Source organism: Crossiella sp. NPDC003009 (genome assembly GCF_053591555.1).
Genome location: NZ_JBSFUA010000009.1, coordinates 184,325 through 196,806 on the forward strand (window position 1 = coordinate 184,325; position 12,482 = coordinate 196,806).

Genomic DNA, 12,482 nt, shown 5'->3' on the forward strand with positions numbered 1-12,482 from the left:
GGGAAGACGTCCCTCGTCGAGTAGCGGAGGTCAGCAGTGAGCGCACGGGGATGCACCAGTGGCGTTGTCTACGTCCACTCGTCGCCGTCTGCGGTCTGTCCGCACGTCGAGTGGGCGATCTCGGGCACCCTGGGTGGCCGGGCCGATCTGAAGTGGACCGCCCAACCGGCGGCGCCAGGACAGCTGCGCGCCGAGTGCGCCTGGACCGGCGATGCCGGCACCGGGGCGTCGCTGGTGTCCGCGCTGCGGGCCTGGCCGATGCTCCGCTTCGAGGTCACCGAGGAACCCAGTCCAGGCGTGGACGGCGAGCGGTTCTGCCACGTGCCGGGTCTCGGCCTGTGGCGGGCGCGTACCAGCGCCAACGGCGACATCGTGGTCAACGAGGACCAGCTGCGCACGCTGATGGCGGCCAACCGCGCCGCCGAGGCGATGACGCACCGGATCGGCGAGCTGCTCGGCGCGGCGTGGGACGACGCGCTGGAGCCGTTCCGGCGGGCCGGTGACGGGGCGCCGGTGACCTGGCTGCACCGGGTGGGCTGACCAGGGCCGCACCACCGGTGTGGCACCCTGGTGGCGTGAGTGCCTCGGGTGGCTTGCGGCGGTTCTGGCCGCTGTTCCTGGTCGGGTTGGTGCTGCTCGGCGCGGGCGCGGCCGGACTGAGCCTGCGCCAGGCCGAGTCGCGGACCAGCGAGGACCCCCTGGTGCCCGCGGTCATCGACACCACCTCGGCCCGCCCGCGCGCCGAGGAGCCCGGACCGTCCACAGTGGAGTTCACCCCGGACGCCAGCGCGCACCCGGACGCCGCCGCCATCAGGAGCACGCTCACCGGTTACTTCGACGCGATCAACAACCGCGACTTCGACAAGTGGCGCGCGCACGTGACCAGCAAGGTCGCCCTGGAGTACCAGCGCGCGAACTGGATGGCGGACTACGCCAGCACCAAGGACGGCAGCATCCTGGTCCGCCGGGTGATCAACTCACCGAACAACACGCTGCGGATCATGCTCAGCTTCACCAGCACCCAGGACGAGGCGAAGTCGCCTGCCTCGGCCCGCTCGGACTGCAACCGCTGGCGCTCGACCTACCAGCTGGCCTGGGAGGGACGCCTGTTGCGCATCGACAAGGGCTCCCCGCAGAGCACCGTGGTCACCATCTGCTGAGGCGGAACCGGACTTGCGCCCCGGTCTGAGGCAGGTGCTGCTCAGACCGAGGCGAAGGCCAATGCCACGTTGTGCCCGCCGAAACCGAACGAGTCGTTCACGGCGGCGTGCAGGTTGACGCGGCGGGGCGCACCCGTGACCACGTCCAGCCCGACCTTGGGGTCGAGGTTCTCCAGGTTCAGCGTCGGCGGGATCAGGCCGTCGCGGACCGCGAGCACGGTGGTGATCGCCTCCACCGCACCGGAGCCACCCAGCAGGTGTCCCAGCGCGGACTTCGGCGCGGTGACCACCGCGTGGGTGCCGATGGCGGAGCGGATGGCCGCCGCCTCGGCCACGTCGCCGACCGGGGTCGACGTCGCGTGCGCGTTCACATGTCCCACGTCCGAGGGCTGGAGGCCGCCGGTGCGCAGCGCGGCCGTGATGGCCCGGCTGGCGCCCTTGCCCTCCGGTTCGGGCGCGGTGATGTGGTAGGCGTCGGCAGTGGTGCCGATCCCGGCCAGCCTGCCGTACACCTTGGCCTTGCGGGCCGCGGCGTACTCGGCCCGCTCCAGCACCATGATCCCGGCGCCCTCACCCAGCACGAACCCGTCGCGCGCGAGGTCGAACGGACGGGAGGCCCGTTCGGGTTCGTCGTTGCGCGTGCTCATCGCCCGCATCTGCGAGAACCCGGCCACCGGCAGCGCGCAGATGCTCGCCTCGGCGCCGCCGCAGACCACCACGTCGACCTCCCCGGCCTTGAGCATCCGCCAGGCCCAGGCGATCGCCTCGGCGCCGGAGGCGCAGGCCGAGACCGGGGCGTGCACCCCGGCCCTGGAGCCCAGCTCAAGCCCGACCACGGCCGCGGGGCCGTTGGGCATGAGCATCGGCACGGTGAGCGGCGATACCTTGCGCTTCCCGTACTGCTCCAGGATGTCGTCCTGGCCGAGGATGGTCAGTGCGCCGCCGATGCCGGTGCCCACCACCACGGCCAGCCGCTCGGGCTCGACCTCGGGGGAACCGGCGTCCGCCCACGCCTGGCGGGCGGCGATCAGCGCGACCTGCTCCGACCGGTCGAGGCGGCGAGCCTCGACCCTGGTCAGCACCTCGGTGGGCTCGACAGCGAGCTGGGCGGCGATCCGCACGTCCAGGTCGAACCTGTCCACCCAGTCGGCCTTCAGCTCGCCGACCCCGCTGCGCCCGGCGAGCATCGCGTCCCAGGTGGACGCGACGTCGCCGCCGAGCGGGGTCGTCGCACCGAGACCGGTGACGACAACGTCAGCAGATGTCATTGGTTCTTCGAGATGTAGGCCACCGCGTCACCGACGGTCTTCAGGTTGACCAGCTCGTCGTCCGGGATCTTCACGCCGAACTTGTCCTCGGCCTGCACCGCGACCTCGACCATGGACAGCGAGTCGATGTCCAGGTCGTCCACGAAGGACTTCTCGGCGGCCACGTCGGCCTGGTCGACACCCGCGACCTCCTCGATGATCTCCGCGAGGCCGTCGAGAATTTCCTTTTCCGAAGCCATGAAGCTGTTCCTCTCTAGTTACCCACCGACCGGGACGGCAACGGCCGTCCCGGAGTCTGTTGTGCGCCCGCCCCCGCGCTCAGGGGCAGATGACCACCTGTCCGGCCGAGACCAGCCCGGCGCCGAAACCGATGAGCAGCAGCACATCGCCACTCTTGATCTCGCCGGCCTCGCGCATGTGGTCCAGCGCGATCGGGATCGAGGCGGAGGAGGTGTTGCCACTGGTGACGATGTCACGGGCGACCACCAGGTCCTCGCGGGCACCCCGGCCGCGCAGCTCCTTGGCGATCGACTCCACGATGCGCAGGTTCGCCTGGTGCGGCACCAGCGCGTCGATGTCGGAGAGCTTGAGCCCGGCCAGCTCCACCGCGCGCTCGGCCACCGGCCAGTTCTCCGTGGTCGCCCAGCGGAAGACCGACTGGCCCTCCTGGTAGAGGTAGCGCTGCGGGGTCACGCCGATCATCTCGGCGAGGCCGCCCGCGCTCTCCCAGGCCACCGGCCCGATGGCGGGCTCGTCCGAGGGTCCGATCACCGCGGCGCCCGCGCCGTCGGCGAAGATGATGCAGGTCGAGCGGTCGGTCCAGTCCACCCAGTCGGTGAAGCGCTCGGCGCCGATCACCAGCGCGTACCGGGAGGAGCCGCCGCGGACCAGGTCCGAGGCGGTGGCCATGGCGTAGCAGAAGCCCGCGCAGGCCGCGTTCACGTCGAAGGCGCCCGCCCTGCCGACCCCGATCCGCGCGGCGACCTGGGCCGCGGCGTTGGGGATGGTGCTGGGCATGGTGCAGGTGGCGATGATGACCGTGTCGATGTCATCGGGGTCCAGCCCGGAGTTCGCGACGGCCTTCTTGCCGGCCTCGACCGCCATGTCGGTCAGCGACTGGTCCTCGCGGGCGAGCCTGCGGGTCTTGATACCGACCCGGCTCTGGATCCACTCGTCGGAGGTGTCCACCAGCTTCGCGATGTCGTCGTTGGTCACCACGCGGTCGCCCTGGTGGCTGCCTAGTCCGATGATCCTCGTGCCGACCGGGCCGGGGGCCAGCTGCATCGTTGGTCGCTCCTCGTTGCTCACGCCGCACCACCGGCGAACAGGTCGGCCGCCTTGTCGAGGTCGGCCGGGGACTTCAGGGGGAGCCGCGTCAGGTCGGGAAGCTCCCGCTTGACCAGTCCGCTCAGCGTCCCGGCCGGAGGCAGCTCGACGACCGCGGTGACCCCCTGAGTGCCGAGGGTGGTCATGCAGGCGTCCCAACGCACCGGCGAGGTCACCTGGGTGACCAGCCGGCCAAGCACTTCGGCACCGTCGGTGCCCACAGGGAGCACAGCGCCTTCGGCGTTGGACAACAAGGGGCGCGTGACGTTGTTCACCGCCACCGACGCGGCGCGGGCGCGCAGCGCCTCGGCCGCGGGGGCCATGTAGTGGGTGTGGAAGGCGCCCGCCACGGGCAGCGCCTTGACCCGCGCCCGCTCGGGCGCGTCCGCGAGCAGCTTGTCCAGCCCGGCCAGGCTGCCCGCCGCCACGATCTGCCCGGCGCCGTTGCGGTTGGCGGGAACCAGGCCGAGCTCCTCGATCCGCGCGAGGACCTCGGTCTCCACGCCGCCCATCACGGCGACCATGCCGGTCGGTTCGAGCGCGCACGCGGCGGCCATCTCGGCCCCGCGCACCGCGGCCAGCGCGACGGCGTCATCGGCGGTGAGCACGCCACCAACTGCTGCGGCGGCGAGCTCACCGACCGAGTGGCCGGCAACCGGGACGTCGGTGGGCAACTCGACCCGGCGGGCCAACTCTTCGTACGCCAGCAGCGCCAGAGCCACCACCAGTGGCTGGGTCACCGACGTGTCCTTGATCTCCTCGGCGCTCGCCGTGGTGCCGAGGCGGACCAGGTCCAGCCCGGTCAGCTCGGACCAGTGGGACAGCCGCTCGGCAGCGCCGGGCAGTTCGAGCCATGGGCTGAACATGCCGGGGGACTGCGAGCCCTGTCCGGGAGCGAGGAGCGCGATCACGTCGGTAACTGAACACGCTCCAGGGGGTTCGCTGGCATGCCGCCGGGAACTAAGTTCGGGGGCTCTGTTTGTGGAGTGTCTACAAGCGGTGAGCAAAAACAGCCCCGCATATGTCTGTTTCATTGTGGTCAGCCCTAGGAACTCCGCCCGCTGGCTAGACCGAACGGGTGAGTGGTGAGACCGGGATCACCAGAGCCCGCGAGCCCTGGCCAGCCGCCCGACCGCCAGGGCGACCCGCAGCACCAGCGCGTCCCTCGGGTCGGTGGCGGTGTGCCCGGTGATCTCGGCCACCCGGCGCAGCCGGTACCGCACCGTGTTGGAGTGCACGAACAACGTCCGCGCGCAGCTCTCCAGCACGCCACCGGCCTCCAGATAGGCCTCCACCGTCTCCAGCAGTGAGCCGCCCGCCTCCACCAGCGGCCGCACCACCCGTTCCACCAGCTGCCGTTCCGCCTCCGGGTCCCCGGCCAGCGCGCGCTCGGGCAGCAGCTCGCCGGAGCGCACCGGCCGCGGCGCGGCGGGCCAGCCGACCACCGCGCGCAGCCCGGAGATGGCGTCGGCCGCGCTGTGGTGCGCCTCGGCCAGGCTGGGCACGGTCGGCCCGGCCACCACCGGCCCGTCGCCGAAGGCCTCGGCCATCTTGGCCAGCACGTCGTGCCCGGTGGACCCGGCCACCGGCCCGCCGAGCACCACCACCAGCCGGGAGCCCTGCACGCCGAGCAGCACCGCGCGCCCGGTGCGAGCGGCCCGGCTGCGCACGTCGAAGACCACCGCGGGCGGGTCGTCGCTGGCCGGGTTGCCGACCAGCACGGTGGCCTCGGCGGCCAGGTCCCAGCCGAGCGCGGCGGCCCGCGACAGCAGCGACTCCTCGGCGTCGCCACGCACGATGCCGTCCACCATCAGCGCTTCCAGCCGGGCGTCCCAGGCGCCACGGGCCTCGGCCGCGGCGGCGTAGGAGGTGGCCGCGGCGAAGGCGATCTCCCGGCCGTAGCGCAGCACCGCCTCGGTCAGCCAGCTCCGCTCCGCGGTGTCCCTGCCCAGTATCGGCAGCTGCTGCTCCAGCTGGTCGATGGCGATCCGGACCAGCTCCACGGTCTGCCGCAGGCTGACCCAGCGGGAGATGTCGCGCGGCGCGGCGCGGAAGGCCTCCGCGGTCAGCCGGATGGCCTGCCGGGGGTCGCGCAGCCACTCCACGAAGTTGGCCGCGCCGGTCTGGATCACCAGCAGCACGCTGGCCCGCTGGTCGGCGGGCATCCGGCGGAACCAGGGCAGCTGGGAGTCCATCGCGGCGATGCTGGCCGCGGCCAGGTCGCCGGAGGCGCGCTCCAGCCCGCGCAGGGTGGCCGGCGACAACTCCGGCGGATGCGTGCCCGGCCCGGCCTCGGTGCTCATGCCGCCCAGAATCCCACGTCCGGCCGGTACTCAGGCGCACGCTGAGCGTTACCACAGTCGGGGGACCTTCTATACGGGGAAAATCCCAGATTAATGTGCGGCCAGTTCGCCCTGTTTTCCCTGCTCACCCGTCGGTAGGAACGAGCTGCTCGCCCGAAAGGGGCACAGGCGATGCAGGAGGTTCCACTGTGCGTAGCACAACCGCCATCCGCGGCAGGTGGTCGCGAGCGGCCGCGCTGACGCTGGCGCTGCTCGGTCTGCTCGGCACCCAGGTCGTGACCGCGACCTCGGCGGCCGACGCGGCCGAGACGGCCAGCCCGGCCGCGCTCAAGGAGTTCTACGGCCAGGTCCCGAACTGGCAGCCGTGCAAGTTCAACACCGGGCTGGACTGCGCCACCCTGGTGGTGCCGCTGGACTACCGCAAGCCCAAGCAGGAGCGGATCTCGCTGTCGGTGAGCAGGCTCAAGGCCAGCGACCCGGCCAAGCGGCGCGGCATCCTGCTGACCAACCCCGGCGGTCCCGGCGGCAGCGGCCTGGCCATGCCGACCTACTTCTACGGCACCCCGCTGACCGAGGTCTACGACCTGATCGGCTTCGACCCGCGCGGGGTCAACGAGTCCACCCTGCTCAGCTGCGAGGTCACCACCGACCTGCACAAGCTGAACTCGCGCCCGGAGGACAAGGACTTCCCGGCCTGGGCGGCCAGCGCCCGGCAGAGCGAGGAAGCCTGCCGCAAGGCCGGTGGCGCGCTGCGCAAGCACGTCAACACGCCCAACACCGCCCGCGACATGGACGTCATCCGCGGCGTGCTGGGGGAGAAGAAGCTCAACTACGTCGGCTACTCCTACGGCACCTACCTCGGCGCGGTCTACGGCAGCCTGTTCCCCAAGCAGCTGGACCGCAGCGTGCTGGACTCCGCGGTGCACCCGGAGTGGATCTGGCGGGAGCAGTTCAAGCGCCAGTCGGTGGCCTTCCGGGAGAACGTGGACCTGTGGGCCGAGTGGGCCGGGCAGCGCAACAACCGCTTCGGCATCGGCAAGACCAAGGCCGAGGTGCTGGCCACGGTCGAGCAGGTGGCGGCCAAGCTGCACGCCAAGCCGGTGGACGGCTTCGACCGCACCCAGTTCGACGCGGGCATGGGCGGCGGCGCGCGGTACCGGTTCAACTGGGAGTTCCTGGCCGAGGACGTGAAGTACTTCCGGGACTTCCAGCCGGGCTCCGCCGAGTTCGCCGAGGCGGTCAAGGCGGGCAAGGAACTGGCCGCGCTGGGCCTGGCCCAGCTGCGGGCCGGCGTGTTCGACACGGTGACCTGCGAGGCGGACTGGCCGGGTGACCTCAACACCTACTACCAGGACATGCGCGAGTTCCGGGACCGCTACCCCTACGGCCTCGGCGTCGGCCGTGCCGCGCCGCGCACCTGCACCTTCCGCTCCTTCACCCCGCCGGAGCAGCCGGTCAAGCTCAAGCGCAAGGGCTACCAGACCGGCCTGGTGATCCAGGCCGACGGCGACACCCAGACCCACTACGACGGCGGCCCGGCCATGGCCGAGCGGCTGGAGAACCACCTGATCTCGGTGGCCGACGAGGGCCGCCACGGCCTGTACGCGCTGGGCGGCAACACCTGTGTGGACGAGCACGTGAACCGGTACCTGGTCGACGGCGTGCTGCCGCCGAGCCGGGTGATCTGCGCGGGCACCCCGCGTCCGGACGTGCCCGCCGACACCGAGTCCGCGCGGTCCCGCCGGTCCGCGCCCACCCCGCCGTCCGCGCTGGCGGAGAAGGTGCGCGCGGCCGCGGTGGCCAACAAGGTGACCAACCTGCCGTTCTGATTCATCGCTGAGACAACGAAAAAAAGGAGAAGGCCCGGCGCTCGCGCCGGGCCTTCTCATCCCTCCGGTCCCCACCGGTAGTTCTACTGTGGACGGTCAGGGCCGTTCGGGCCAGTCCATTACTCCTATCGGGTCTGTGTGGTGCCTTGCTGGTTTAGGCCAACCAGCCCACGATCAACTCCGGTAGCGACAAGCCGTCGCGGATTGAGGAGGAAGTCGTGGGAGGCGAACTACGCCGGGGACTCGCGGACGCGTGGTCCATGGTGGCGACATTTGTGCCGAAGCTCTTCGGCTTCTTGCTGATCCTGTTGGTCGGCTGGCTGATCGCCAAGGCGCTGGCCAAGGTGGTCTCGTTGCTGCTGCGCAAGACCGGCTTCAACCGGCTGGCCGACAAGGCGGGCGTGGGCTCGCTGCTGGCCAGCCAGCGGGTGGACGCCGCCGAGATCATCGTCAAGCTCGTCTACTACTTCGTCCTGCTGATCGCACTGCAACTGGCCTTCAGCGCCTTCGGCACCGGCAACGCGGTGAGCCAGCTGCTCACTGACATCGTCAGCTACCTGCCGCGGATCGTCGTGGCGATCGTGCTGCTGCTGGTGGCCGCGGCCATCGCCAGGGTGGTGCGGGACATGGTGAGCGCCGCGCTCGGCGCTCGCCCGTTCACCCCGCTGCTGCGCGGCATCACCTACGTCTTCATCCTGGCGCTGGGTGTGATCGCGGCGCTGAACCAGCTCGGCATCGCCACCGCGGTCACCCTGCCGGTGCTCATCACGGTGCTGGCCACGGTCGGCGGCATCCTGGTGGTCGGTGTCGGCGGCGGCCTGATCCAGCCGATGCAGGAGCGCTGGGGCCGCTGGCTGAGCCGGATCGAGAGCGAGGCCGCGGCAGGCCGCAACCCCGCTCCCGCGCCGGGCACCTCAACGCCGCCGGGGCCGCCGCCGAACAACGACCCGACCCCGCCCGCCGGGACGCCGATCCCGCCGATGCCGCCCGCGCAGTAGCTCAGCGCTCCAGCGACGCCAGCACGTCTTTCCAGCTCAGGTAAGCGAAACCGGTGGTCTCCAGTTCCTCGCCAGAGGGATCGGTGGCCGCCGGTTTCCGCTCTCCGTCGTGCACCACGAGCAGCCCGGCGGGATATCCGGGCAGCGGCGTGGTCACCACGGCCGCCCCGTCGGAGTGCTCCACCGAGTCCCGCCCGTGCCCCTCGCGCACCCGGAACGTGCCGAGCACCTTGCCGGGCTTGACCCGGTCGTAGACCACGAACCGCGAGTCGCCCTGGCTGGAGGCGACCAGCTGCCCCGTGCCGTCCCCGGCGTCGGCGATGGTCAGCCCCTCGGCGTCCGCGGTCAGCCACTTGCCGCCGAAGCCGGGGTCGGGGCCGTCCGGCACGCACTCCTCGGTCTGCTCGTCGTACTTCGCGGGCACCCCGAACTCACGCACCCGGTCGATCAGCTCCGGCTGGCCAAAGCCCTTGGCGGACAACGGGATCCGCCAGATGCCGACATCCTCCTGGGCGGCGTAGAGCACCCGGTGCCGGGAGTCGATCACCATGCCCTCCAGCTGCGGCCGCTCACCCGGCTCGGCGCAGGGCGTCCAGGTCTTGCCGCCGGGCAGCCGGAAGCTCGCCGGGATGTCCACAGTGGACAGCTGGCGGACGCTGACCCCCGCCGCGGTGCGCACCGGGGTGAGCAGGGCCAGCCGGGTCTCGTGGCGGCGGCTGGCCACCACCAGCGGGACGCCCCGGTCGGTGCCCGCGGCCAGGCCGTAGGCGGTGCGCTGCTCGTCCACCTCGGCCTCGGTCGCGCTGAACACCCTCGGCGTCTCCGGCGCGGTCACGTCGGTGAGCACCCGCTGCCCGGCCGCCGCGCCGCGCGGGTCGACCCGGTACACCCGCACCCGGTCCCGGCCGCGGTCGCTGACGAAGGCCAGATCGCCCAGCACGTCCACGTTGTTGAACCGGCCGGGCGCGGCCCCGGCCTGCGGCGGCGGTGGCGCGGCCACCAGCTGCAACTGCTTGCCGGCGAGGTCGAAGACGGCCAGGCCGCCCTCCTTGAGCGTGCCGAGCACCACGCTGTGCTCCCGCCGGGACGGGTGCGTCCAGATCGCCGGGTCGTCGGCGTTGGCGTTGGCCGGGACGCCGCTGGCGTCGTCGACGAACGGCGGGGTCTGGGCGGCGGGGACGACGGTGCCGGGCCTGGCGTTCGCGAGGCCGGGCAAGCCGAGCACGAGCAGGGCGACAACTGGGGGGACCAGCAGGTTGCGCATGGCTCAACCCTGGCGGTCGCAGGTGAACGCGAACAGTCTTTCAGGTCACTATCCCCTGGGCGGAATAGCGGTGGGGGAGGACAGTGTTGGCCAGAGCAGAAGTGTCGTGCGCTCCGGGGTCGGTGAAAATCCGAACCGGCGGTGAAAGCCCGCGACCCGCCGGCAGCCAGCCGGCGGTTGACACGGTGAAATTCCGTGGCCGACGGTGACAGTCCGGATGGGAGGCAGCGCACGCGCGCCCGCGTGCGCTGACGTCTGAGTCCGCACGCCGGTGTCGCGTCGCCGTTCCCAGAAACAGGCCCGGGGCCTGGACTGTGGGGAGAGGCAGATGCGGTTCCTGATGGACCACGGGTTCGAGTTCTTCGGCCAACGGGTCGCCTACGCCGAGCTGATCGGCCAACTGGGCGCGCTGGCCGTGGTCTTCCTGGCCCAGCGCCGCACCCTGTGGACCTGGCCGGTGCAGATCGTCACCGCGGTGCTGCTGTTCAGCGTCTACCTCTCCGCCCAGCTCGGCGGCCTGGCCACCCGGCAGGTCGCGGTGCTGGCCATCGCGCTCTACGGCTGGTGGGCCTGGACCCGCCGCCGCGACCCGGTCTTCGGCGTCGCGGTGCGCGCGGCCACCACCACCGAACGCCTGGTGATACTCGGCCTGATGCTGGTCGGCACCACCGGGTTCGCGCTGCTGCTGGACGCGCTGGACGCCTCCTGGGCGCCGTGGCCGGACGCGTGGATCTTCATCGGCACCCTGGTCGCCTACGGCGCGCAGGCCTACGGGCTGGTCGAGTTCTGGCTGGTGTGGCTGGCCGTGGACGCGGTCGGCGTGCCCTTGCAGCTGATGTCCGGGCTGTGGTTCTCCGCGCTGGTCTACATCGTGTTCGCGGTGCTGGTGATCCGCGGCTGGCGGGACTGGAACCGCACCGCGGCCGCCGCCCGGCAACGAATGACGGTTGACACGGCCAGGTGACGGTGATGGGTTCGGGCCGGGGCTCACTGGGGGCCTCACCCGAACCCACCGAGGAGTCACGTGCGTCGACTCATCGCCCTGGCCGCGCTGACCACAGCCGCCCTTGGCCTCGTCACACCCGCCGCGACCGCGGCGCCCGCCCCGCCGCGCACCGGCTTCGAGCAGACCAACGGCGCCAGCTGGACCGGCCTGGACGAGGAGCAGGTCTTCCTGACCGCCGTGGACAAGGCCAGCCGCCACACCACCGTCTCCCGCATCGGCGAGACCGTGCAGGGCCGCCCGATCAACCTGGTCCGGATCGGCCCCGCGCACGCCATCAGCACCGTGCTGTTCATCTGCTCCCAGCACGGCGACGAGCCCTCCGGCCGCGAGGGCTGCCTGAGCAAGCTGCGCGACCTGGCCTTCCAGCGCGCGGACCCCAAGGTGCGGTACCTGTTCGTGCCCACCGCCAACCCGGATGGCCGGGCCGCGGACACCCGCACCAACGCCAAGGGCGTGGACATCAACCGCGACCACCTGCTGCTGGTCTCACCGGAGGCGAAGGCACTGGCCAAGGTGATCAAGGACTACCGGCCGGAGGTCATCCACGACCTGCACGAGTACGGCGCCACGCCCAAGGTCTACGACAAGGACGTGCTGTACCTGTGGTCCCGCAACCTCAACGTGGACGGCCACCTGCACGAGGAGTCGGTCGCGCTGTCCAAGGACTACGCCAAGCCGCACGTGGAGCGGGCCGGCCAGAGCACCGGCGAGTACGGCATCTGGACCGACCCGGTCACCGGCAAGCCGATCCGCCAGGTCGCCGGTGACGGCCAGGAGCGCATCCTGCGCAACACCGCGGGCCTCAAGCACGCGGTCGGCATGCTGCTGGAGACCAAGGTCGACGCCAAGGATCCGGCCGAGGCCGCCGATCCCGCGCTCAACCAGCGCCGCCGGGTGCAGGGCCAGCTGGCCGCCGTCGCGGGCACGGTCAAGCTGGTCGCCGACCGCTGGGCGCCGATCCAGCTCGCGGTGGCCAAGAGCAGGCTGTCCGCGGTGCTCGGTCAGGGCCCGGTCTACTTCGGCGGCGCGGACAACGAGGCGGCCAAGCCCGAGGACGTGGAGCGGAACCCGGCCTGCGGGTACAAGCTGACCACCGAGCAGTTCGCCGCGCACCGCGAGGTGCTGGGCCTGCACGGCATCTTCTCGGTGCCGGTGCCCGGCGGCCGGATCGTGCCGCGCCACCAGGAAGCCGGGAAGCTGGTCCCGCTGCTGCTGGACCCGCGCGCGGACTACGGCCTGGTCAAGGCCGTGCCCGCGCCGCACTGCATCTGAGCCGACCCGCGGCCCGTCTGGCCGCGCCCGTCCCCACGCGAAGGGGCTCCCCGGCA

General features: G+C 71.7%; 12 protein-coding genes and 1 riboswitch. Of the genes, 6 read left to right on the forward strand and 6 right to left on the reverse strand.

Annotated features, from left to right (window positions below; translation table 11 throughout):
• The first annotated feature begins 36 nt into the window (after positions 1-36).
• A complete protein-coding gene (locus tag ACWDY5_RS13320; RefSeq protein WP_449722467.1) occupies positions 37-540 on the forward strand; it encodes a DUF3145 domain-containing protein in 504 nt (167 codons plus the stop codon).
• 35 nt (positions 541-575) lie between these two features.
• Complete coding sequence (locus tag ACWDY5_RS13325) at positions 576-1,160, forward strand: hypothetical protein (protein WP_449722468.1); 585 nt, start codon at positions 576-578, stop codon at positions 1,158-1,160.
• 41 nt (positions 1,161-1,201) lie between these two features.
• Here ACWDY5_RS13325 and ACWDY5_RS13330 read toward each other — a convergent pair whose 3' ends face one another.
• The 5 genes from ACWDY5_RS13330 to ACWDY5_RS13350 all read right to left on the reverse strand — a co-directional run bounded on the left by ACWDY5_RS13330 (position 1,202) and on the right by ACWDY5_RS13350 (position 6,057).
• A complete protein-coding gene (locus ACWDY5_RS13330; protein ID WP_449722469.1) occupies positions 1,202-2,428 on the reverse strand; it encodes a beta-ketoacyl-[acyl-carrier-protein] synthase family protein in 1,227 nt (408 codons plus the stop codon).
• On the reverse strand, positions 2,425-2,667 hold the full coding sequence (locus ACWDY5_RS13335; protein WP_252481890.1) for an acyl carrier protein: 243 nt from the start codon (positions 2,665-2,667) through the stop codon (positions 2,425-2,427). The genes ACWDY5_RS13330 and ACWDY5_RS13335 overlap by 4 nt, the downstream gene beginning before the upstream one ends.
• Positions 2,668-2,746: 79 nt before the next feature.
• Entirely contained in the window at positions 2,747-3,712 is a 966-nt protein-coding gene (locus tag ACWDY5_RS13340; protein ID WP_449722527.1) for a beta-ketoacyl-ACP synthase III, read from the reverse strand.
• A gap of 20 nt (positions 3,713-3,732) precedes the next feature.
• Entirely contained in the window at positions 3,733-4,620 is an 888-nt protein-coding gene (locus ACWDY5_RS13345) for an ACP S-malonyltransferase (protein ID WP_449722528.1), read from the reverse strand.
• A gap of 231 nt (positions 4,621-4,851) precedes the next feature.
• Positions 4,852-6,057: a PucR family transcriptional regulator gene (locus ACWDY5_RS13350; protein ID WP_449722470.1), complete on the reverse strand. Its 1,206-nt coding sequence runs from the start codon at positions 6,055-6,057 to the stop codon at positions 4,852-4,854.
• A 188-nt stretch (positions 6,058-6,245) separates the two neighbouring features.
• On the opposite strand from ACWDY5_RS13350, the gene ACWDY5_RS13355 reads away from it, so the two are divergent.
• Positions 6,246-7,886 (forward strand): alpha/beta fold hydrolase, encoded by a 1,641-nt coding sequence (locus tag ACWDY5_RS13355; protein ID WP_449722471.1) that lies wholly within the window; start codon positions 6,246-6,248, stop codon positions 7,884-7,886.
• 218 nt (positions 7,887-8,104) lie between these two features.
• Positions 8,105-8,884: a mechanosensitive ion channel family protein gene (locus ACWDY5_RS13360; RefSeq protein ID WP_449722472.1), complete on the forward strand. Its 780-nt coding sequence runs from the start codon at positions 8,105-8,107 to the stop codon at positions 8,882-8,884.
• 1 nt (position 8,885) lies between these two features.
• Here ACWDY5_RS13360 and ACWDY5_RS13365 read toward each other — a convergent pair whose 3' ends face one another.
• On the reverse strand, positions 8,886-10,148 hold the full coding sequence (locus tag ACWDY5_RS13365; RefSeq protein ID WP_449722473.1) for a phytase: 1,263 nt from the start codon (positions 10,146-10,148) through the stop codon (positions 8,886-8,888).
• A gap of 104 nt (positions 10,149-10,252) precedes the next feature.
• Positions 10,253-10,381, forward strand: a riboswitch (FMN riboswitch).
• Between the two features lie 95 nt (positions 10,382-10,476).
• Between ACWDY5_RS13365 and ACWDY5_RS13370 the strand changes: the two genes are divergently transcribed.
• Both ACWDY5_RS13370 and ACWDY5_RS13375 read left to right on the forward strand, forming a co-directional pair.
• Positions 10,477-11,112 carry a nicotinamide mononucleotide transporter family protein gene (locus ACWDY5_RS13370; protein WP_449722474.1) on the forward strand — a complete coding sequence of 212 codons (636 nt, stop codon included), beginning with the start codon at positions 10,477-10,479 and terminating at the stop codon, positions 11,110-11,112.
• A gap of 60 nt (positions 11,113-11,172) precedes the next feature.
• A complete protein-coding gene (locus ACWDY5_RS13375; RefSeq protein WP_449722475.1) occupies positions 11,173-12,426 on the forward strand; it encodes a M14 family metallopeptidase in 1,254 nt (417 codons plus the stop codon).
• The last annotated feature ends 56 nt before the right edge of the window (positions 12,427-12,482 follow it).

Excerpts from the sequence above, each read along its gene's own strand:
- ACWDY5_RS13330 (WP_449722469.1), bottom strand. The coding sequence starts at position 2,428 with ATGACATCTGCTGACGTTGTCGTCACCGGTCTCGGTGCGACGACCCCG.
- ACWDY5_RS13335 (WP_252481890.1), bottom strand. The coding sequence starts at position 2,667 with ATGGCTTCGGAAAAGGAAATTCTCGACGGCCTCGCGGAGATCATCGAG.
- ACWDY5_RS13340 (WP_449722527.1), bottom strand. The coding sequence starts at position 3,712 with ATGCAGCTGGCCCCCGGCCCGGTCGGCACGAGGATCATCGGACTAGGC.
- ACWDY5_RS13345 (WP_449722528.1), bottom strand. The coding sequence starts at position 4,620 with ATGTTCAGCCCATGGCTCGAACTGCCCGGCGCTGCCGAGCGGCTGTCC.
- ACWDY5_RS13350 (WP_449722470.1), bottom strand. The coding sequence starts at position 6,057 with ATGAGCACCGAGGCCGGGCCGGGCACGCATCCGCCGGAGTTGTCGCCG.
- ACWDY5_RS13365 (WP_449722473.1), bottom strand. The coding sequence starts at position 10,148 with ATGCGCAACCTGCTGGTCCCCCCAGTTGTCGCCCTGCTCGTGCTCGGC.
- ACWDY5_RS13370 (WP_449722474.1), top strand. The coding sequence starts at position 10,477 with ATGCGGTTCCTGATGGACCACGGGTTCGAGTTCTTCGGCCAACGGGTC.